At 71.6% G+C, this 19,361-nt stretch carries 21 protein-coding genes and 1 tRNA gene; 5 read left to right on the top strand and 17 right to left on the bottom strand.

Going from position 1 to position 19,361, the window contains the following annotated elements; translation table 11 throughout:
* Window positions 1–56: 56 nt before the first annotated feature.
* The 8 genes from ABD793_RS31060 to ABD793_RS31025 form a co-directional block, all read right to left on the bottom strand.
* Complete coding sequence (locus tag ABD793_RS31060) at window positions 57–959, bottom strand: type II secretion system F family protein (protein ID WP_344866455.1); 903 nt, start codon at window positions 957–959, stop codon at window positions 57–59.
* Window positions 956–1,852 carry a type II secretion system F family protein gene (locus tag ABD793_RS31055; protein ID WP_344866453.1) on the bottom strand — a complete coding sequence of 299 codons (897 nt, stop codon included), beginning with the start codon at window positions 1,850–1,852 and terminating at the stop codon, window positions 956–958. The genes ABD793_RS31060 and ABD793_RS31055 overlap by 4 nt, the downstream gene beginning before the upstream one ends.
* Complete coding sequence (locus ABD793_RS31050; RefSeq protein WP_344866451.1) at window positions 1,849–1,995, bottom strand: hypothetical protein; 147 nt, start codon at window positions 1,993–1,995, stop codon at window positions 1,849–1,851. The genes ABD793_RS31055 and ABD793_RS31050 overlap by 4 nt, the downstream gene beginning before the upstream one ends.
* Before the next feature lie 631 nt (window positions 1,996–2,626).
* Complete coding sequence (locus ABD793_RS31045) at window positions 2,627–2,962, bottom strand: AbrB/MazE/SpoVT family DNA-binding domain-containing protein (RefSeq protein WP_344866449.1); 336 nt, start codon at window positions 2,960–2,962, stop codon at window positions 2,627–2,629.
* A gap of 231 nt (window positions 2,963–3,193) precedes the next feature.
* Window positions 3,194–3,277 (bottom strand) — tRNA-Leu (locus tag ABD793_RS31040).
* 111 nt (window positions 3,278–3,388) lie between these two features.
* Window positions 3,389–4,729 (bottom strand): NtaA/DmoA family FMN-dependent monooxygenase, encoded by a 1,341-nt coding sequence (locus tag ABD793_RS31035; protein ID WP_344866447.1) that lies wholly within the window; start codon window positions 4,727–4,729, stop codon window positions 3,389–3,391.
* Window positions 4,730–4,744: 15 nt separating this feature from the next.
* Window positions 4,745–5,890, bottom strand: coding sequence for an LLM class flavin-dependent oxidoreductase (locus ABD793_RS31030; protein ID WP_344866445.1), 1,146 nt, complete (start codon window positions 5,888–5,890; stop codon window positions 4,745–4,747).
* Window positions 5,891–6,292: 402 nt separating this feature from the next.
* Complete coding sequence (locus ABD793_RS31025; RefSeq protein ID WP_344866443.1) at window positions 6,293–7,072, bottom strand: nitroreductase/quinone reductase family protein; 780 nt, start codon at window positions 7,070–7,072, stop codon at window positions 6,293–6,295.
* 76 nt (window positions 7,073–7,148) lie between these two features.
* Between ABD793_RS31025 and ABD793_RS31020 the strand changes: the two genes are divergently transcribed.
* Window positions 7,149–7,712 (top strand): TetR/AcrR family transcriptional regulator, encoded by a 564-nt coding sequence (locus ABD793_RS31020; protein WP_344866441.1) that lies wholly within the window; start codon window positions 7,149–7,151, stop codon window positions 7,710–7,712.
* Window positions 7,713–7,743: 31 nt separating this feature from the next.
* On the opposite strand, the gene ABD793_RS31015 is transcribed toward ABD793_RS31020, so the two are convergent.
* The gene (locus ABD793_RS31015; protein WP_344866439.1) at window positions 7,744–8,763 is read right to left on the bottom strand and encodes an LLM class flavin-dependent oxidoreductase; all 1,020 of its coding nucleotides are present in this window, start codon (window positions 8,761–8,763) and stop codon (window positions 7,744–7,746) included.
* Window positions 8,764–9,044: 281 nt separating this feature from the next.
* Between ABD793_RS31015 and ABD793_RS31010 the strand changes: the two genes are divergently transcribed.
* Window positions 9,045–9,974 (top strand): glycoside hydrolase family 64 protein, encoded by a 930-nt coding sequence (locus ABD793_RS31010; protein ID WP_344866437.1) that lies wholly within the window; start codon window positions 9,045–9,047, stop codon window positions 9,972–9,974.
* Between the two features lie 68 nt (window positions 9,975–10,042).
* Here ABD793_RS31010 and ABD793_RS31005 read toward each other — a convergent pair whose 3' ends face one another.
* Window positions 10,043–11,068: an aldo/keto reductase gene (locus ABD793_RS31005; RefSeq protein ID WP_344866435.1), complete on the bottom strand. Its 1,026-nt coding sequence runs from the start codon at window positions 11,066–11,068 to the stop codon at window positions 10,043–10,045.
* A gap of 162 nt (window positions 11,069–11,230) precedes the next feature.
* On the opposite strand from ABD793_RS31005, the gene ABD793_RS31000 reads away from it, so the two are divergent.
* Entirely contained in the window at window positions 11,231–12,112 is an 882-nt protein-coding gene (locus ABD793_RS31000) for an AraC family transcriptional regulator (protein ID WP_344866433.1), read from the top strand.
* Between the two features lie 54 nt (window positions 12,113–12,166).
* Here ABD793_RS31000 and ABD793_RS30995 read toward each other — a convergent pair whose 3' ends face one another.
* On the bottom strand, window positions 12,167–13,054 hold the full coding sequence (locus ABD793_RS30995; protein ID WP_344866431.1) for a LysR family transcriptional regulator: 888 nt from the start codon (window positions 13,052–13,054) through the stop codon (window positions 12,167–12,169).
* An 83-nt stretch (window positions 13,055–13,137) separates the two neighbouring features.
* On the opposite strand from ABD793_RS30995, the gene ABD793_RS30990 reads away from it, so the two are divergent.
* Window positions 13,138–14,001: an EamA family transporter gene (locus ABD793_RS30990; RefSeq protein WP_344866429.1), complete on the top strand. Its 864-nt coding sequence runs from the start codon at window positions 13,138–13,140 to the stop codon at window positions 13,999–14,001.
* A gap of 72 nt (window positions 14,002–14,073) precedes the next feature.
* Here ABD793_RS30990 and ABD793_RS30985 read toward each other — a convergent pair whose 3' ends face one another.
* The 4 genes from ABD793_RS30985 to lepB form a co-directional block, all read right to left on the bottom strand.
* Window positions 14,074–14,334 carry a transcriptional regulator gene (locus ABD793_RS30985; RefSeq protein WP_344866427.1) on the bottom strand — a complete coding sequence of 87 codons (261 nt, stop codon included), beginning with the start codon at window positions 14,332–14,334 and terminating at the stop codon, window positions 14,074–14,076.
* Between the two features lie 59 nt (window positions 14,335–14,393).
* On the bottom strand, window positions 14,394–14,900 hold the full coding sequence (locus ABD793_RS30980) for a hypothetical protein (RefSeq protein ID WP_344866425.1): 507 nt from the start codon (window positions 14,898–14,900) through the stop codon (window positions 14,394–14,396).
* Window positions 14,901–14,976: 76 nt separating this feature from the next.
* On the bottom strand, window positions 14,977–15,468 hold the full coding sequence (locus tag ABD793_RS30975) for an ATP-binding protein (RefSeq protein WP_344866423.1): 492 nt from the start codon (window positions 15,466–15,468) through the stop codon (window positions 14,977–14,979).
* 119 nt (window positions 15,469–15,587) lie between these two features.
* Entirely contained in the window at window positions 15,588–16,469 is an 882-nt protein-coding gene (gene lepB, locus ABD793_RS30970; RefSeq protein ID WP_344866421.1) for a signal peptidase I, read from the bottom strand.
* Between the two features lie 233 nt (window positions 16,470–16,702).
* Here lepB and ABD793_RS30965 point away from each other — a divergent pair, with 233 nt between their 5' ends.
* Window positions 16,703–17,134 carry a L,D-transpeptidase gene (locus tag ABD793_RS30965; RefSeq protein WP_344866419.1) on the top strand — a complete coding sequence of 144 codons (432 nt, stop codon included), beginning with the start codon at window positions 16,703–16,705 and terminating at the stop codon, window positions 17,132–17,134.
* Between the two features lie 296 nt (window positions 17,135–17,430).
* Here ABD793_RS30965 and ABD793_RS30960 read toward each other — a convergent pair whose 3' ends face one another.
* A complete protein-coding gene (locus tag ABD793_RS30960; RefSeq protein ID WP_344866417.1) occupies window positions 17,431–18,612 on the bottom strand; it encodes an NAD(P)/FAD-dependent oxidoreductase in 1,182 nt (393 codons plus the stop codon).
* Window positions 18,609–18,926 (bottom strand): bifunctional 3-phenylpropionate/cinnamic acid dioxygenase ferredoxin subunit, encoded by a 318-nt coding sequence (locus ABD793_RS30955; protein ID WP_344866415.1) that lies wholly within the window; start codon window positions 18,924–18,926, stop codon window positions 18,609–18,611. Before ABD793_RS30955 ends, ABD793_RS30960 begins: the two co-directional genes overlap by 4 nt.
* Window positions 18,927–19,361 lie beyond the last annotated feature (435 nt).

Raw genomic sequence — 19,361 nt, 5'->3', positions numbered from 1 at the left:
ACGGTTCATCTCCCTGGTGGTTCGACGTGATCTGGTGCGCTGCAACGCTTTTGCGGTCATCCGCTTGCGGGCAGCAGGCGGGTCAGTGCCGGGTACATGGCTGTGAGGAGGAATGCGACGAGCAGAACGGCGACGGGGAGCGCGAGGCGTTGGGAGCGGGAGTTGGCGTCGGTTTTGTCGGCGGCGAGCGCGGCGGAGCGCAGCGCGCTCGCTTTCGCGATGAGGGTGCTGTAGATCGCGGCCCCGTCGGCGGCGGTGGCGAGGATGTCGGCCAGGTCGCAGAGTTCGACCACGTCCATCCGTTTGCCCAGCCGGGACAGGGCTTCCCAGGGTGTGTGTCCGGCGCGGGTGGCTCGTCCGAGCGTGCGGCTGATCGGTGCGAACGCCCAGGAGTCGCCGACGGCGGCGGCGCCCAGCGCTTGGCTGGGCGCGCGTCCGGTCGCGCGTTCCTGGGCCACGAGGTCGAGGTAGGCGGCGGTGGCGCGCCGGAATTCCTCTCGGGCGCGGTCGGCGTCGCCCCGCACGGCCAGGACCGGCACGACCGACCCCTCGACGGCCGCGGCGAGCACCGCCAGCGCCGTGACCGGACCGGGCACGCCGATGCCGCCTGCCCACGCGAGCACCGTGACCGCCAGGACTGCGGCGGCGGCGCCGGCGGCCCATGCCAGCCGACGGGTGAGGTAGCGTTCGGCGGTCTGGTCGAGCACGTCGAGGTCGCCGGCCGGGACGCCCCACCACCGGTTGGACGAGCGGGCCGCATACCGGGCCAGGCGGCGCATCCGAGCGGCCCGGCGGCTATCCGGCACGGCGGGGTCCGTGTCGTGCGCGGCGCGGTCGTCCAGTGCCGCGACGGCGGCGGCGAGGTTGACCGGTGCCGGACGCATCAGCGCGAGGATCAGGCATACCAGCGCCGATCCGGCCAGCGCGCCGAGTATCGCGGCGACGGCTCCGGGGCTCATCGTGGCGCCTCCGCATCGGGCTGGGCGACCGCGGACGGTGCGGGTGTCGTGCCGGTCGGCGTGCGGGACGCGGGGCCGAGCAGCCGGGCGGGGCGTTGGGTCCGGGTCAGGAGGTGCATCCACCATCCGGCCGCGGCGAGCAGACCTGCGATCCCGGCCATCACCGCTTGGCCTGTCGCCCCTTCGAAGGGGGAGAGGAATTCCCGGGCGAACAGGACGAGCCCGGTCAGCAGGACGATCGTGATGGCGAGGATGGCGCGCACGTCGGTGCGCGGTTTCGCGCGGTCGGCTTCGACGTCCCGGCGCGCGACGACCTCTCGTTCCAGGGCGGTGGCTTTGGCGTCGAGGACGTCGACCAGGCCGCGTCCGCCGGCTCGGGCGCGCAGGATGAGGGCGAGGACGACCTCGTCGGCGGCGTCGTCGGCGAAGGCGCGCAACGCTTGTTCCAGGCCGCGGGTGCGCAGCCGCACCGCGAGGGTCTCGACCTCGGCGGCCAGGGCGTCGGGGGCGGTGCGGACCGAGCTGGTGATCGCCTGTTCCAGTCCGCCCGTGCCGGAGGCGAGCACGTCGGCCAGCCGCCGGACCCAGGTGGCCAGCGCGTCCAGCCGGGCGATCAGCTGTTGCGCGTCGTGTCGGCGGGCCAGGGTCGGCACGGTCACTGTCCCGGCGACGGCCACGGCCGTCGCGACCGGCCATCCCGTGGCCCACCACACCGCGGCGCCCACCGCCAGCGCCGCCGCGACCCGCCGCACCGGCCAGTGCCGCACGAGCGAGCGCGACCGCGGCCCGCTCGGCCGTGCCGGTCGGTGAGCGGCGGGGAGGAAGGCTGCGATCGCGCAGGCTAGGGCCGCCACGACGGCGATGCCGGGCAGTCCCGGCCACACGCCCGTCATCGTCGGTCCCCGGCCGGGAAACCGGTGACGTTCCCGGAGCTTGCCCGCGTGTCGGCGGGGTCGAGGCGGGTGCGGTCGAAACCGTGCCGTTCCAGGCGTTCCAGGCGTTCCAGCAGATCACGGCTGGGGGCGTATGCGGGCACCGCGGGGCCGTCGGCGGGGTGCGGCGCGAAGATCCTGGTGGTGTCCGGGCGGCCGGAGTCGCCGACGGGGCCGACTTCGACGATCTCGCAGACGTGCCGCTGTCGAGGGCGGGGTCGTTGCCGGTGGTGGCCGCTACCTGGTTTATCTGGGCGAGTTGGTCGCTGGCGACGGCGCGGCGGGTGGAGGGGAGTCGGGCGGGTTTGGCGACTTTGCGGGCGGGGTTGTCGGCGGTGGTGATGAGGTTGTCGTCTTCGGCGTGTTTGTAGAGGCAGCGGAGGGCTGCGATGAGGTGTTCGCCTGCGCTGCGTCCGCCGCGGGCGTTGCGGCGGGCGACGACGTTGGTTTTGGCGTCTGCGAGGAATTGTTTGATGTCGGTGGGGGTGGGTTCGTCGAGGCGTCGGTCGCCCCAGCGGTCGACGATCCGGTTCCAGTAAGAGCCGTAGACGCGGCGGGTGCCGGCGGTGACTGCGGCGGAGACGACGGGAACATATTCGGCGAAGGTCGGCAGCGGCCGTTTCGCGCGTGGTGTGTTGAGGAGGTCTTGCGGGGTGAGGCCCATCCGGTCGAGCAGCAGCCGCGCGGCGTCGAGGTCGGCGTTCCGGCCCGGGTCGGTGCTGTGGTGGTGGGTGGTCATGCGGGATCACCGCCCAGCAGGGTTGCGTGGCTGTCGGCGAGCAGTCGGTCCAGCTGTGCGGGCGGGTGGGCGAGGAGCACGCCGTGTCCGGGATGCGCGGCGAGGAGTATGCGGTCGCCGGGGGCGAGGCCGCAGCGGTGCCGCACCGAGGCGGGCAGGCGCAGATCGCACTGGCGGGTCATGGCGAGCACGCCGCAGGGGTCGGCGGCGATCACTGCGGTGTCGTGTTCGACGTTGAGGGCCAGCCGTGTTCCGGGTTCCCAGCCCAAGGCGGCGAATACTGTGCGGTCGCCGATCCGGCCATTGGAGCCCACGGCCGCGAGCCCGTACACCGCAGTGCTTGTTCGAGGGAGAAGGACGGCCGCCAGCGGCAACGGCCCGGTCAAGGAGACGCTGTGCGGCCGTCGATCACGAGCCGACGTAGAAGGAATCGCCACAGGGGCGATCACAGTCCCGGTCATACCCACCACCGCCGAAGCGGTGGCCGACGAAACGCCGGTTCAGGGTGTTCAAGCGCCTTCTGGCACCAGTACGCTGTTTGGAGCGTGTACGCAACAAATCTGTGTCCGAGGGGGGACTTGAACCCCCACGCCCGTTAAGGGCACTAGCACCTCAAGCTAGCGCGTCTGCCATTCCGCCACTCGGACTTGCTGGTGAAGACACTATACGACGGCTCGGTGGGTCTTTCAGGGGGGTGGGCGTCCTTTCGGTGTGGTGGCGTGGGATGGTCAGGTGTTGCGGGCATCCGGGTGCGGGGGCTACTTCTCCAGGCCCAGGTGGTGGCGCAGGGTCGGGCCTTCGTAGTCCGTGCGGAAGGAGCCTCGTTCCTGGAGCAGGGGGACGACTCGGTCGGCGAACTCGTCCAGGCCGCCCGGGGTTACGTGGGGGACCAGGATGAAGCCGTCGGCTGCGTCGGCTTGGACTAGGTCGTCCAGGGCGTTTGCGACGGTTGCCGGGGAGCCGATGAAGTTCTGCCGGCCGGTCACCTCGATGATCAGTTCGCGGCTGGTCAGGCTCTTCGCCTCGGCCAGTGCACGCCATTCGTGTGCGGTGGCGATCGGGTCCCGGTACATGCGGACGCTGGCGCGGCCCTTGGCGATCAGGGAGTCGCCGACCACCGGGTCGAAGGCGGGCAGCGGGCCGTTCGGGTCGTGCGCGCTCAGGTCGGTGTTCCAGAGTTGTTCCAGGAACTTGATCGCGGTTTGCTCGCTGACCTGCGCCAGGCGCACCTCGTGGGCCTTTTCGTGGGCCTCGGCGTCGGTGTCGCCCAGTACGAAGGTCGCGGCGGGGAGGATCACCAGCTGGTCGTTCGTGCGGCCGTGTTTCGCGAGGCGGCCCTTGACGTCGGAGTAGAACGCCTGGCCGGCTTCGAGGGTGCCGTGCCGGGTGAAGATGGCGTCGGCGGTGGCGGCGGCGAATTCCCGGCCTTCCTCGGAATCGCCTGCCTGCAGGATGACCGGGCGGCCCTGGGGGCTGCGCGGTACCGGAAATCGGCCCTGGATGTCGAAGTGCCGGTCGTGGTGCGAGAACGCGCCGGCGTCCGGGTTCGAGAGGAAGCGGCCGGTTTCCTTGTCCGCCACGACTTCGTCGCCGTGCCACGAGTCGAACAGCTCCCACGCGGTACGCATGAACGTCTCGGCGCGGGAGTAGCGCTGGTCTTGCGGCAGGTAGCCGCCGCGGCGGAAGTTCTCGCCGGTGAAGGCGTCCCACGAGGTGACGACGTTCCACGCGGCGCGCCCGGCCGAGAGGTGATCCAGCGAAGCGAACTGGCGGGCGACCTCGAACGGCTCGTTGAACGTGGAGTTGATGGTGCCGGCGAGGCCGAGGCGGTCGGTCACGGCGGCCAGCGCGGCCAGTACGGCGAAGGTGTCCGGCCGCCCGACCACGTCGAGGTCGTAGATCCGGCCGTTCTGCTCGCGCAGCCGCAGGCCTTCGGCGAGGAAGAAGAAGTCGAACTTCGCGCGCTCGGCGGTCTGTGCCAGCTTCACGAACGAGCTGAACTCGATGTGGCTGCCTGCCTCGGGATCGCTCCACACGGTCGTGTTGTTGACGCCGGGGAAGTGGGCCGCGAGGTGGATCTGCTTGCGGGGCTTGGTCATCTCGTCTCCTCGGGCTCAGGCGGCGTAACGGTTGGCCGGACGGGAGAGGCCGAGCAGGCCGCGCAGCGTCGGCGCCTCGTAGCCGGTCCGGAACGCACCGCGTGAGCGCAGTTCGGGCACCAGCCCGTCGGTGATGGCGGTGAGATCGTGCGGCAGCGCGGCGGGCCGCAGGCGGAAGCCGGACAGGCCGGTCGCGTGCCAGTCGAGCAGCAAGTCGGCCAGCTCGGCCGGGGTGCCGGTGAAGATGTGCGCGTCCGAAGTGAATTCCGCGCCGGCCCGTTCGTCGAGACGGGCCTTGCGGTCCGCGGCGGCCTGCGCGGTCTCGTCGAGGAACACCACGAGATCGGCGAAGACGTGCAGGGAATCGCCGGTACGGGCGGCCTGCGCCTCCTGCACCTCGGCGAGGATCGACGCGCTGCCCGCACGGTCGGCGGGGGTCACGTAGACGAGGTCCGCCTGCCGGGCGGCGAGGCGGTAGGCGACCGGGATGTGCGCCAGCGCGGCGACCAGCGGCTGGCCCTGCGGCGGACGGGGCGTGATGGACGGGCCCTTGACCGAGAACCAGCGGCCCTCGAAGTCGATGTAGTGCAGTTTGTCGCGATCGATGAAGCGGCCGGTGGCGACGTCGCGGATTTCGGCGTCGTCCTCCCAGCTGTCCCACAGCCTGCGGAGGACCTCGAGGTAGTCGGCGGCCTCGTCGAACAGCGCGTCCACGCCTTCCGGCTCACGGCGGCCGAAATGCCGGAATTCCTCCGCGCTGCCGGATACTTGCGCCCGGATGCCGGCGCGCCCGGAGCTGACGTAGTCGAGCGTCGCGATCGCCTTGGCGGCGTGGAACGGCTCGGTGTGGGTGACGACGGTGGTCGGGACCAGCCCGATGTGCGAGGTGAGCGGTGCGACGCGGGAGGCGATGAGCACGGCGTCCAGCCGGGTCTGGACGACGTCGGTGCGCACGGTGGAGTCCGACGGCGTGCGCAGCGAGAGGAAGTCTTCGAAGGTGACGAAGTCGAGCCGGGCCGCCTCGGCCTGGCGGACCAGGTCGGCCCAGTACCCGGCGGTCAGCACGTCGCCAGGACGGGCTTCGGGCTCCCGCCACGCCGCCGGATGCCAGCCGGTGCCGTCGAGCGCGACCGCGAGCCGTGGTCCGGTAACCCCTGTCATGGTGGCGTCCTTCCTCGTCGTCCGACACCCGAAGTGTGCGCCGGATCGTCGATCGCGGCAGCCGTACCCAGCGTCTGGGATTTCCGCCGCGACCGGGAATAACCGGCGGGATGGCGGAAAACCGTCCGCCGGTCCGGGTAGTCGCGGGCGGGCACGGGTTCCGGTACCCCGGCGAGGCGGAAATCCGCCTGGGGACGCACTGGTGGTGCGGTTGCCTCGTCGTGGCTGGGCAGCAGACGGCATCGAGCACGAACAGCGATGGCTGCTGCGGCGGTCCGACAGCTGACGGGGCCGGTCGCCCGGCAACCTCCTGCTGGAACGTGGACGGCTGATCCCAGCTGCGGTACTACCGCGAGACGAACCCCGTGCCGGTGCGCAACGCTCGGCACACCATCGGCGCGGTCATTCGAGATCGACGCGGATGGTCAGCAGGTCGGCGCCGAGGGTGCGGACCGCTGCGCTGTTGAGCCGGGGCAGTGACTTCAGCCGGGCGCGGGCGTCGTCCTCGGGCAGCAGGTGGGCGACGCCGCGGTGCCAGCGGCCGTGCAGGCGCAGCCGGACGTGCGGGTCCGCTTCGATGTTGCGGACGTAGTGCGAGCGCAGGCCGAACTCCGACACCAGCCAGAACTGCCCGCCCGTCCGGCGGCCGCCCAGCGGAGTGCGGCGGGGGAGTCCCGAACGGCGGCCGGTGGTCTCCAGCAGAGTCTGGCCGGGCAGCCGGGAGACCAGCGGGTTGCCGAGGTGCCGCTGAAATCGGGTGACGATGCGGTGCTGGCGCGCGCCGCGGTCGGTGCCTGCCGCGACGCGCCGCAGCCGGGCGGGGATCAGCCTCCGGTGGAACGGCACGGCGAGCGACCACAGCAGGCGGGCGGGGGACCGGTCGAAATCGACGTCGGTGGTCCACCGCACGTGCGTTTCGTCGAGCCGGACCACGTTGCGGGAGGTCATGATCCGCGCCGGGACGGTGAGCACGACGTGGTCCGGTCCGGACTCGGCGACCGTCCAGCCCAGCACCCGCTCCGGCGCGGGATCCGCTCGCAGCCCGAGACAGCGCCAGCCGACCCGCAGGAACGTCCGCACCGGCCGTGGCGCGTCTTCCCAGACCGCGCGGGCCCACTGCTGCGCGGTCCGCCGGTCCCCGGCCGGGCGCGCGATCTCCAGCGTGGACGTGTAGTCCGGCACGACGCCCCCTTGGTGCACCTGTGTCTACCGGCGCGACGCTAGCACTTGCTGTACACGTGTCAAATAAGCTGCCGGGATGAGCAGGCGACGCCTCGCCCCCGAACAGCGGCGGGCCCAGCTGATCGACGTCGGCGCACGGCTGTTTGCCGAGCGGCCCTACCACGAGGTGCAGATGGACCAGGTCGGCGCTGCGGCCGGGGTGTCGCGCGGGCTGGTGTACCGCTATTTCCCGAGCAAACGAGACCTCTTCGCGGAGGTCTACCGGCGCGCCGCCGACGAGCTCGTCACCGCGACCGGGGCGAGTGCTGCGGGGGCGCCGGAGGACTGGGTTGCTGCCGCGCTCGACGCGCATTTCGACTACTTCACCGCGAACCGGACGACGGTGCTCGCCGCCAACCTGGACCTCGCGGGCGACCCGGTGGTCCAGCGCATCATCGCCGACGAGCTGACGACCCTGCGCGCCCGGTTGCTGGATGCGCTGGACCTGTCCGGGCACCGCCGGGAGGTGGCCGGTGTGGCACTGCCGGCGTGGCTGTCGTTCGTGCGGGTCAGCAGCGTGGAATGGTTGCTGCACGGGCGGATCAGCCGGGCCGAGCTGCGCGCGCTGTGCCTGCGCACGTTGTCCGCCGCGCTCGGGTAGCTCGGGCAGTTCGGGACCGCGGAGCCGACGTTCAGGCCGCCGGTTTCCACCCGAGCGCCGGGCCGAGCCGGGTGGCCAGATCGGTGAGGATCTGGACGTAGTCCTCGTGCTCGAAGGTGAACGGCAGGGCGAAGGCGACCTCGTCGATCTCGCGGAACGCGGCGTGCGCGTACAGCCGTTCGGCGAGTTCGGCGGAGGTGCCGACGAAATCCGGGGAGAACAGCATCCGTGCCGGTCCCTGCGGCTCGGTGGTGCGGGGCAGGCGTTTCGCCGCGTACTCCTCGTACTTGGCGCGTTGTTCGGAGGTCGCGGTGTCGGTGGGGATCACCACCAGGCCCTGTGACACGCGGGCGCGCTCGCCATCGGGGTGCTGTTCGCGGAACGCGTGCACGTGCGAGCGCTGGATCTCCTCGAAGCTCCCGGGTCCTTCGGCGCGGACGACACTGCTGGTCAGGAAATTCATCCCGTGCGCACCGGCCCACTGCGCAGAGCGGGTGCTTGCGCCGCCGTACCACATCCGGCGGCCGAGGCCGGGTGAGTGCGGCTGCACGCGGTCGGAAAACTCTTCGATGCCTTCGGTGCCGTGGAAGGAGGACGCCGGCTCGCCGCGGATGAGGGACAACAACCGGGACACCCGCTCGTAGCCGAAGTCCTCGCGGTCGCCGGTGTCCGGGTACAACGCGGTCTGCACCCGGTCGTAGTGCATCGGCGGCCCGACGCTCAGTCCCGGGTTGAGCCTGCCGCCGGAGAGGATGTCCACGGTGGCCAGATCCTCGGCGAGCCGCAGCGGGTTCTCCCAGCCGAGCGGGATGACGGCGGTGCCGAACTCGATCCGGCTGGTCCGCTGGGTGGCCGCGGCGAGCACCGCGACCGGTGAGGAAATGCCGTACTGCAGGTGCCGGTGCCGCACCCAGGCGCTGTCGAAGCCCAGCTTCTCACCGAGCTCGATGATCCGCAGCGTGGATTCGTGACCGGGACGGGGATCGTCGCCGTCGAACAGCCCGATGGTGAGGAAACCGAGTTTCCGCAGGGGTTGTGTGGTCGACGGCACGGCGGGTCCTCCCTCGTGGACAATCCTGTGCCGGGGCCAACACCGGACCCGCGGATGTTGTTCCGGACGGGCCGTGCCGGGGGATACCGCCGGACGGGCGGACCCTGATTGCGGGCCACCCGACGTTCGTCGGTGGGGACTTGACAGCACGCGCAAGTGGTATGAACCTTTCTTGCGGCCCGGTCGTGCGCCCCCGCGGCGTTCCGCCCTCGTGCCGAGCCTGTTCGACCGTGCGCCGCCGCCGGTGGCTGTGCGGGCCGCTCGTCGCGCCAGGAGGAACCATGCCTGCCATTACCCGCCGCCGGACCGCGTTCGCCGCGGTCCTCGCTCTCGCCGCGCTGGGGCTCACCGCCCCGTCGGCGACAGCCGAGACCGCCGGCAGCGCCCCGCCCGATGAGTTCTGGGGGGACACCGGCTCGATCCCTCCCGCCCAGAACGTGCTGACCGTCAAGGTGCTCAACCAGACCAACGGCAAGTACCCGGACGACCAGGTCTACTGGACCTTCGGCGACCAGACGCACTCGATCGCCGAGCAGCCGACGGTGGACATGGCGGCCAACTCGGCCGGGCGGATGGTTTTCCACCTCGGCTCACCGGACAGCGAGTACACCGACTTCGTCGAGTTCACCGTCGGCGACGACGTGTTCAACGGCAACACCACCCGGGTCGACGGGTTCGGCCTCAAGCTCGCCATGCGGCTGCACGCGCACGACGGTTACGACGTGCAGGTCGGCGACGACTACGAGACCTTCCAGGAGGACCGCGACGCGACGTTCGCGAAGTTCAAGGACGAGGTCCCGGACGAGTTCAAGGGCCTCGCCGACAGCAACGCACCCGCGTTCATCCCGGCTCCCGGCAAGAGCCCGGACTTCCAGCCGGACGGCAAGTCCGGGAACTACTTCACCGACTACGCGAAGTCCGTCGGGGTGGACGAGACGACCGCGAACATCGCCGCGTGCGCCGGCTCGCTGGCCGAATCCGCGGACAAGTGCGCGGCGCTGAACCGGCACACCGCGGACCTGCCCGAGGACCAGCAGCAGGACCCGGCGAACTACTACAAGGCCGCGCCGGCGAACTACTACGCGAAGTTCTGGCACGACCACGGCATCGACAACCGCGCGTACGGGTTCCCCTATGACGACTCGGCCAGCCAGTCGTCGTTCGTCTCGCACAACGACCCGGAGTGGCTGGAGGTCGCAGTCGGCTGGTGACCCCTGCTCGTGCCGCCGCCGGTCCTGCGAGTACTGCTCGCGGGACCGGCGGCGGCGTGTCGGCCGGTTCATCTGCGCCGGAGAGCGGCAACCTCCACCGCGGGCGGTGTCGCCGCGTAGGTGTCCGCGGGGTCGAGGTCGGTGCCGGGCGGCACGATTTCGTCGATGCGGTCGAGGACGTCGCCGGGCAGCGTGCGGCCGGCGCCGGTGAGCAGGCCGTCGAGCTGCTCTGGAGTGCGCGGTCCGAGCAGTACCGTCGTGACCGCCGGATGTGCGCGGACGAATGCCGTCGCGAGCTGGGGGAGGGTGATTCCCGCTTCGCCGGCGAGCGCGGCGAGTTTCGCCACTGCCTCGGTTTTCGCGGCCCCGGTCGGTGTCGTCGGGTCGTAGTGGGCGGGCAGCACCGGGGCCATCAGCGCGGCGCGGTGGCTCTGCCCGAGCTCCGGCCTGCCGGAAAGCCAGCCGCTGTTGAGGGGGCTGAAGGCGAGCACGCCCATTCCGTGGCGTTGCACGGTCGGGAACACTGCGGCTTCGGGACGGCGCGTGAAGACGGAGTACATGGTCTGTTCGGTGCTGAACCGGTGCGAATGCTGCTCGCGTGCCGCCCACTGCGCCTCCACGACCAGTTCCGCCGGGAACATCGACGAGCCGAACGCCCGGATCTTCCCGGCCCGGACCAGATCGGTCAGTGCCTGCAGGGTTTCCTCGACCGGCGTCCGGTGGTCCGGGCGGTGCAGCTGGTAGAGGTCGAGGTGATCGGTGTCCAGGCGGCGCAGGCTGTCCTCGACGGCACGCACGATCCACCGCCGCGACGCACCACGCCGGTTCGGGTCGTGGCCCATCGGACGGCCGAACTTGGTCGCGAGCACGACCTCGTCGCGCCGGCCCCGGATGGCCTTGCCGACGATCTCCTCGGATTCGCCGCGGGAGTAGACGTCGGCGGTGTCGACGAGGGTGATCCCGGCGTCGAGCGCGCGGTGCACCATGCCGATCGCCTGGTCGTGGTCGGGGTTGCCGAGCGAGCCGAGCATCATCGCGCCCAGCCCGAACTCGCTGACGGAGATGCCGGTAGCGCCGAGAATCCGGTGTTCCACGGGAGAGTTCCGGTCCTTTCCTTGCCGGTGAGCGGGTGGTTCCCATCCGATCACCGGAGCCGTGCCCGGACGTAGCCACATCCGGGCACCGGCTTGCCCGATCGTGGCGGGTTGCCGGGGGTGCCGGTGGCGGCGTCCCGGCCGGGGTGCTTGGCTCGGCACGTGCACCCGCTCGACGAACTCCGGCACCTGGTGGTGCGGCACGCGGGCGGCCGCGGACTGCGGAAGGTGCGCGTGCTCGACGGCGTGTCGGTGACCTGCACCGACGAACCGACCGAACTGGTGCCCGCCATGTCGGAGCCTTCCCTCGCGATCGTCGCACAGGGCGTGAAGCGGACCGTGCTGAACGACGTGCCCTACGACTACGCAGCCGGTCAGTACCTGGTCGTCTCGGTGGATCTCCCGGTTTCCGGGCAGGCACTCGCCGCGTCTGCCGACGAGCCGTTCGCCGTGTTCAGCATGGCGCTCGAGCCGAAAGCACTCGCCCCGTTGCTGCTGGAGACGGCCGATTCGACGACGCCGCAACGGTTTCCGGGGCTCGCGACGAGCACCGCGACACCGGATCTGCTGGATCCGGTCGTGCGGCTGCTGCGGCTCGTGGACCGCCCGGCCGATCGCCGGGTGCTCGAATCCGGCTGCCGGCGGGAGATCCTCTGGCGGCTGGTGACCGGCGAGCACGGCGCGCTCGTCCGGCAGATCGGCCGGGCGCACGGCACCGCCGGGCACATCGCACGGGCGATCCGCCGGATCCGGCAGGAGTACGCCGAACCGCTGCGCGTCGCGGATCTCGCCGCGCTCGCCGGGATGAGCCCGTCGATGTTCCACCGGCACTTCCGCGCGGTCACCTCGATGACGCCGATCCAGTACCAGAAACGGATCCGGCTGCGCGAGGCCCGGGTGCTGCTGGCCACCGCAGCGGCGAACGTGGCGGAGATCGGTTACCGGGTCGGGTACGAGAGCCCCTCGCAGTTCAGCCGCGAGTACCGGCGGGAGTTCGGCGTCAGCCCGAGCCACGACACCGGTCGGCTGGTCCTCCGGTTCTGAACACCACGATCGACCAGGATCCCGGCCGGCGCAACGCCGGGTTGCCGGGCATCCTCAGCCGCGCCGCAGCAGGTCCAGGACCAGGGCGAGCGGCGGCCAGGCGGCCCGGCCGCGCCGGGTGCAGGTGTAGGCGCGCATCCGCACGTCCGGGCCGGTCAGCGGGAGCACCGTGACGTCCGGCCGGGTGGTCTGGTCGAGGGGGAGCAGGCCCACCCCGCCGCCTGCGGCGATCAGGTCCGCCACGAGTTCCAGGCTGTCCGCGCGATGGGTGAAGCGGGGTGCGAAGCCGGCCATCGAAGCGAGGGTGCGTACGACCTCCTCGTCCGCACTGTTGCGGGAGTTGCCGATCCAGTCGTGCTCGCGGAAGGCTCGGAATACCGCGAGTGTGCCGTTCCCGTGGAGGTGGCGGGTGTCTTCCGCGCGCACCCCGAGTCCCCACGGCGTGGTCCACAGCACCGCCGCGGCCACGGACCGCTCGGTCGTGGCAGGTGCGAGGTCGTAGTCGTAGGTCAGTGCGAGGTCGATGTCGTCGGCCATCAGCCGGCTCAGCGCTTCACCGGGTTCGTGTTCGCTGACCATGAGCTGCACCTCGGGATGGCGCCGGGTGAGCCGGTCGGCGACCGGCAGCAGGGAGCGGCGGACGGCGAGGCCGAATCCCGCGACCCGGACCGTCCCGGCGGGCTCGGCCTCCGGGTCGAGATCCACCCGCGCCGCCTCGACCGCGGCGAGGATGGTGACCGCGTGCTCGGCCAGCCGCCGTCCGGCGGGGGTGAGCCGCACCCGCCGTCCGTCCGGTTCCAGCAGCGGTGCGCCGGTTTCCCTGGCCAGCACGGCGATCTGCTGGGAAACCGACGAGGTGGTGGTGCCGAGCACATCCGCGACCGCCCGCATCGAGCCGAGCCGGGACAGCTCGAGGAGAAACTGCAGCCTGCGCGTGTCCATCGGCGCATTGTCCAGGATTCCCGGACGGTACGTCCACGATCGGCACGTGGACACGAACGGTCCGGATACGCTCTCCTGGGCCCGTGGTCTCCTCCTTCCTCTCCTCCGCAAGGGCCGGGGCGGCGCTCGCGGTCGGCTCGATGCTGTGCGTCCAGCTGGGCCTCGCGGTTTCGGTCGACCTGGCGAACGAGGTCGGCCCGGCCGGTGTCGCGTGGTTGCGGCTGGCCTGGGCGGGCGTGCTGCTGCTGGTGCTCGTGCGTCCGCGGCCCTCGTCGTTCCGCAGGCCAGTGCTGGGCGCGTGCGTGGTGCTGGGCGTCGTGACCGCCGGGATGACCATCCTGTTCATGATCGCGGCCGCCCGGCTCCCGCTCGGCACCGCGAGCGCACTGGAATTCCTCGGCCCGCTCACGGTCGCGATCGTCCGCGGCCGCGGCGGGCACCGGATCTGGCCGGTGCTCGCCGCGGCCGGGGTCGTGCTGCTCACCGAGCCGTGGCACGGTGGCGCCGACCTGATCGGGGTGGGCTGCGCGCTGGCGTCGGCGGTGTGCTGGGGCTGTTACATCCTGCTCACGCAACGGGTGGGCGACGAGGTGGCCGGCATCCGCGGCCTCGCGGTGTCCATGCCGGTGGCCGGACTGGTTGCGACGGTGGTGCACGGGCCGTCGATGATCGGCGGGCTGAGCTGGCCGCTGGTGCTGGCCGGGCTGGGCCTGGCAGTGCTGGTGCCGGTGGTCCCGTTCAGCCTGGAGATGCTGGCGCTGCGCAGGCTGACCACGTCGGCGTTCGGCACGCTGATGAGCCTGGAACCGGCGATCGCACTGATGATCGGGTTGCTGGTGCTGCACCAGACGCCCGCGGTGCCTGCGGTGGCGGGGATCGTGTTCGTCGTCGTGGCGGGCATCGGCGCACAGCGCAGCGGTGCCCGGGAACCGGTGACCGCGGGCTGACCGGGTGCCGGCGCGGCGCCCGTGTGCGCGCGAGAAGCCTTGCGGTCACGGGGTTTCCCGCGCCGCAGGTGCTCATTCACCGGGGATGCCCGCCGGTGGGATCCGCTCGGCGATCGCGCGCAGGGCCTCGACGTGGTGGCGGAAGCGGTCGCGTCCTTCGGCGGTGGCGCGGACCGAGGTCTTGGGCACCCGGCCGAGGTATTTGCGCTGCTGTTCCACCTGTCCGCTGTTCTTCAGCGTGCTCAACTGCTTGGACAGCGCGGAATCCGAGAGATCCACGGTGTCGCGCAGGAACGCGAAGTCGCACCAGTCCACCGAACACAGCACGGACATGATCGCGAGTCTCGTCGGATCCGAGAGGAGCCGGTCCAGGCCCTCGGGTGGTCCGGCCGTCATCGATCCGCTCGCTTGCGGAGGATCCCGAGCGCGAACTGGCTGAGCGCGAACAGCAGCGTGAACGCGGCGCCGAAGACCACTCCGGCAACGGTGTCGGGATAGCCGGGCAGCCCGACCGCGTCGGCCAGTGCGGTGGCAACGGACCCGCCGTAGCTGATGATCACCCAGACACCGGCGGCGCCGACGACGACCAGCGTGGCGAAAGCCCACTGCGGGATCTGCTGCCGCGGCTGCACGCCGCGGACCCGGCTCAGCGGCGCGGTTCCGCGCCCGAGCAGGCCGGCCACGAAGGTGACGATGAGCAGCACCACCACCACGGCGGCGATGAACTTGGCCCCGGCCAGGTCGACGAAGTCGTTCGCGGCGCTCAGCCCGGCGCTGGCCACGAACGTGAGCGCGTAGACCCACCAGGGCAGCCGCGCCGCCTTGTCCGCCCTCTCCTGGTGGGTGCGCACCGCGGCCAGCGCTTCGGCCGCCTTCCGCGGATCGTTCCGCTCGTCCATCACGACCTCCTCCGGCTACTTGCCTCCTCGGAATGTAGTCACTTCTTTCCGGATCGGCAAGTAGCTGGCGCGGGGGTCAGCCGGACCAGCCGCTGAGCCGGTTCAGCAGCCGTTCGAGCACCTGCGGGTCGGCGGCCACCGGCTCACCGGAGACCGGCTCGTCGACCAGGGTCCGGCGGCCCTGCCTGCGGGGGAGCTGCACCTGGCCCGCGGACATGCCGCCGGGCAACGGGATCTCGCACCAGCTCACCCGGCCGCCGCCCGACCGGGGGCGCACGCCGATCCGCTCGTCGTCCGGCGGTCTCGGTGCGGGCAGGTCGTCCTCGACCTCCACGACCAGCAGTTCGCCGCGTACTTGCAGCCGCACGGTGACGAAGGCGGGCGTGGACGGATGGCTCTGGTCCACCACGTCGCCCACCAGCCGCGTCGCGGTGGCCGAGGCCCGTTCCAGCATGGGCAGCAGGGACCAGTCCGCCAGGATCAGGCGGACGAACAGTTCGGTGCACGGGACCGCGCTCGGCTGCGCCACCAGCCGGAGGTCGTCCACCTGGGTCGTGCGCGTGCTCACCCGTCCCCTTTCCTCGGCGGCCCGCGGCCGGGGATGGCCGGGAAACCGTGCGGGCATCATGCCATCGGCTGTCCGGACCGGTACGGCGGGGCGGGGCAGTGCCGCGACGGCGGCCGCGCTCAGCTTCTCCGGCGCAGCCTGCGGCCCGCGGCGACCGCGGGGAACGCGAGCACGGTGCCTGCGGCAAGCGGAAGTCCTTGCTGCCACGCGGGTGCGCCGAGCGCTTCGGTCTGCTGCGCGTTCTGCGCGCTGACCACCCCCCATCGCGACGGCGGCAGCACGATCAGCCGGGCCTTGCCGATGACGTCGTCGACCGGCACCGTGCCGCGCACCCCGCCGCCGCCCTGGCAGCGGGAATCGCACGAGTTGCCGCGGTTGTCGCCCATCACCCACAGGCTCCCGTCCGGAACGGTGACCGGCGCGAACGGCTTCCGGTCCGGAGCGGCCGGGTTCGCCTGGTGCACATAGGGCTCGTCGAGCGGTTTCCCGTCCACGATCACCCGGCCCTGCGGATCGCAGCACTGCACGGTCTGGCCGCCGACCGCGATCACCCGCTTCACGAAGTCGTGTTCGTCCGGCGGTGCGAAGCCGACGAGGGAACCCAGGCCCTGCACCGCTTTCGCGAAGAACCCGGCGGGCTGCTGCGGCGCGATCTCGTTGGTGCTCCACGTCGGCGGGCCGCTGAACACGATGACGTCGCCGGCGCCCGGTTCGGTGAAGTCGTAGGTGACCCGGTCCACCAGCACCCGGTCGCCGAAACAGCCGGTGCAGCCGTGCAGGGTGGTCTCCATCGACGCGGACGGGATGAGGAAGACCTTCGCCAGGAACTGCTGGATGAGGATGGTGAGCACGAGCGCGGCCCCGATCAGGATCAGCAGCTCCTGCCAGAACGGCCGCTTGCGCTTGGCCCGCCGACCGTCCGAAGCGGACGGACCGGGCTGATCGGGACGGACCGGATCGGGTTCGTCGGGGACGGGGTCGTGCGCGAAGGGGTCGGCCACCGCGTCAGGTTACCGATTCCGCCCGACCGGCCCGCGCGGCACCGGCCGGGCGCCTGCGGGTGGGCGGCCGGTGCCCCCCGATCGGGGGGCGGCGTGCCCGGCTTTTCCACAGTGGACGCGTTCGGTTCACCCACGTGCGCCACACGGCCGATTGGGAATCGGCCGGGTGGGGCAGTTCATGATCACGACGACGGCCGGTCGGGGCGGTCGTGCGGCGGGACGGGAGACGGGCGATGTACCGGAGGATCACGGCAGTACTGGCAGGGGTGGCCGCGGCGGCGGCCACGATCGGGTTCGCCGGGAGCGCGGCGGCGAGTGTCCCGTGCGGCGCGCAGGCCAAAGCGTGCGTGAAACTGTCCTCGAACACCGCGTGGCTGATGGACGGTGGCAAGGTGGTGCGCGGCGGCGTGCCGGTGACCGTGGGCAAATCGGCGTATCCGACGCCGGCCGGGACTTTTCACGTGCAGTACAAGGACATCGACCACTACAGCAAGGAATTCAACGGACCGATGCCGTACTCGGTCTTCTTCACCACCACGGGGGTGGCCTTCCACCAGGGCAGCCTGAAGGTGCAGTCGCACGGCTGCGTGCACCTTTCCCACGCGGACGCGGTCGCCTTCTACGACACTCTGCACCCAGGGGACGTGGTGCAAGTCGTGAAGTGATCCGCGGCGGGCAAGAAGACCCCGCTCGGGCACGGTGCCGGTGCTGGACTGCGACGAGGTGCGCGGACGGCTCGTGGCTGCGTTGCTACCGGCGGTCTACATCGGACCTCGGGCGAAGGTGGTGGCCGGTGCTCTCGCCCGGCACTGGCGGCGGTATCCGGCGGTCCGGCACGGCTGGTGCGTGGCGGATCGTTCGCCCGGCAGGCGGGCCGGTGCGGCATCCCGGCAGGGCCCGTCGGGCAGGCGGAGCGTCCGGTGGTTTCGCGGATGCAGGCGCCGGATGTCGTGCTCCGGGGTCAGCCGACCGGCGCGGGCCGGCGGAGTTCCTGCCGGCGCAGCCGGGTGAAGGCGCGGGGGAGGTTGAGCGCGAACACCGCCGTGGTGCGGCCTTCGCGCCGGAAGGTGGCCGCGAAGGCGTCGTCCTCCACGGTGCCTTCGGTGAACACGATCTCGTCGCCGGGCTCGGGGTGCCCCGCCAGCTGCAGAGTGCCTGCGTACTGGTCGGACCACAGGTAGCCGCTCGGGGTGTACTCGCGGACCGGTTGCCCGGCCAGGAGGTTCGCCACCGCGACCGGGGCCTGCTCGCTTGCGTTGGTCCAGTGCTCGTGGCGGCACCGGCGCCCGGTTTCGGCCGAGGTGTATGCCGCGACGTCGCCGACCGCGACCACGTTCGGCAGGTCGGTGACCAGCCCGGCAGTGGTGTGCACGCCGCCCGCGTTCTCCAGCCCGGAACCGGAAAGCCAGCCGGTGGCGGGGACCATGCCGATGCCGACCACGACGACGTCCGCCGGGAGGGTTTCGCCGGAGCCGAGCCGGACTCCGGTCACCCGCTGTCCGGCGCCGTCCGCGACCGTGTCGAGCCCGGCGACGGCGGCGCCGCAGCGCAGGGTGGTGCCGTGCCGGTCGTGCAGCCGTGCGCAGGCTTCGGCGAGCTGTGGTCCGAGGATGCGGGCCAGCGGTGTCTCGAGCGCTTCCAGCACGGTGACCTCGAGGCCGAGTGCGCGGCACGTCGATGCCACTTCTGCGCCGATGAAACCGCCGCCGACGACCACGATGCGGGCTCCTGCAACGAGTTCCTGCTGCAGCGCGAGTGCGTCGTCGAGGGTGCGCAGCACGTGTACGCCGGCCACCGATTCGGTTCCCGGCAGGGTCCGGGGTCGGCCGCCGGTCGCGAGCACGATCCCGTCCGCGGCCAGTTCCCCGTCGGAGAGTACCAGCCGGCCGGTTGCCGGGTCGAGTCGTTCGGCGCGAGTGCCGAGCCGGAGTTCCAGTGCGGCGAGATCGTCGTCGTCGAGCAGGTCGAGAGATTCCCGGGACGCCGTGCCGGCGAGGAATCCCTTGGACAGCGGCGGCCGGTCGTAGGGCAGGTGTGGTTCCTCGCCGACGAGCACGACCCGTCCGTCGAAGCCCTGCGCCCGCAGCTCCTGTGCGGCCCGTGCGCCGGCGAGTGAAGCGCCGACGATCGCCACCGTCTTCACGCGGCCACCTCCGCGGCTTCGGTGCGCACGTAGATGACGCCGTCCTCGACGTGCACCGGGTAGGTCCGGACCGGCTTCTTGGCAGGCAGGCAGCTCGGGACGCCGGTGCGCAGGTCGAACAGCGCGGCGTGCAGCGGGCATTCCACGAAGCAGCCCTCCAGCCACCCGTCCGCGAGCGACGCGTCCTGGTGACTGCAGGTGTCGCTGATCGCGTACAGCTCGCCGTCGGCGTTGAACACGGCGATGGGCTCCGGCCCCGCGATCCGGACGGACTCACCCAGGGGCAGCTCGTCCACTGTGCACGCGCGCAGCATCTTGTCCTCCGACGAAGGGGATGGGTTGTTGCGTATTAAGGAACGCTGAACGTGATACGCAACAAAGTGTGGGCGGCCGGGAGGAGTGCCGTCAAGAGCTGCGGGCGACGAGTTCGGACGAGTTTTGTGGGGCGCCGGATAGGGGTGAAACCGGTGGTCGGAGGCCGTTCCGGTGATCGGGTGACGGCACGGCCCGCGGCTTGACAGCGCGCCCGGCTCGCCGCATCGTGTTCCGGACAGGGCAACGTGAAGCGCTATACGCAACAAATGAGCACGGCCGGCGAAGCCGGATGCGAGCCCGGACGCGGGGGTGCGGCCGGTTCGCCTCCGTCGCCGATCCGGTGCGCGGTCAGGCGGGGGAGGACCGGGCGGGGAAGTTCAGTCCCTCGGCGCCTCCTTCGCGGGACCGGCCCGGTCGCAGGGCCGGACCGACGG

It is taken from the genome of Amycolatopsis ultiminotia, assembly GCF_039536925.1.
Taxonomy (GTDB): Bacteria; Actinomycetota; Actinomycetes; order Mycobacteriales; family Pseudonocardiaceae; genus Amycolatopsis; species Amycolatopsis ultiminotia.
Note: the sequence above shows the minus strand (reverse complement) of the source record. Positions and strands in the feature narration are given on the sequence as shown.

Coding starts and splice junctions, on each gene's coding strand:
- ABD793_RS31035 (WP_344866447.1), bottom strand. CDS start 4,729: ATGACCAAGCCCCGCAAGCAGATCCACCTCGCGGCCCACTTCCCCGGC.
- ABD793_RS30980 (WP_344866425.1), bottom strand. CDS start 14,900: ATGGACGAGCGGAACGATCCGCGGAAGGCGGCCGAAGCGCTGGCCGCG.
- ABD793_RS30985 (WP_344866427.1), bottom strand. CDS start 14,334: ATGTCCGTGCTGTGTTCGGTGGACTGGTGCGACTTCGCGTTCCTGCGC.
- ABD793_RS30995 (WP_344866431.1), bottom strand. CDS start 13,054: ATGGACACGCGCAGGCTGCAGTTTCTCCTCGAGCTGTCCCGGCTCGGC.
- ABD793_RS31020 (WP_344866441.1), top strand. CDS start 7,149: ATGAGCAGGCGACGCCTCGCCCCCGAACAGCGGCGGGCCCAGCTGATC.
- ABD793_RS30965 (WP_344866419.1), top strand. CDS start 16,703: ATGTACCGGAGGATCACGGCAGTACTGGCAGGGGTGGCCGCGGCGGCG.
- ABD793_RS31010 (WP_344866437.1), top strand. CDS start 9,045: ATGCCTGCCATTACCCGCCGCCGGACCGCGTTCGCCGCGGTCCTCGCT.
- ABD793_RS31055 (WP_344866453.1), bottom strand. CDS start 1,852: ATGACGGGCGTGTGGCCGGGACTGCCCGGCATCGCCGTCGTGGCGGCC.
- ABD793_RS31060 (WP_344866455.1), bottom strand. CDS start 959: ATGAGCCCCGGAGCCGTCGCCGCGATACTCGGCGCGCTGGCCGGATCG.
- ABD793_RS30955 (WP_344866415.1), bottom strand. CDS start 18,926: ATGCTGCGCGCGTGCACAGTGGACGAGCTGCCCCTGGGTGAGTCCGTC.
- ABD793_RS31030 (WP_344866445.1), bottom strand. CDS start 5,890: ATGACAGGGGTTACCGGACCACGGCTCGCGGTCGCGCTCGACGGCACC.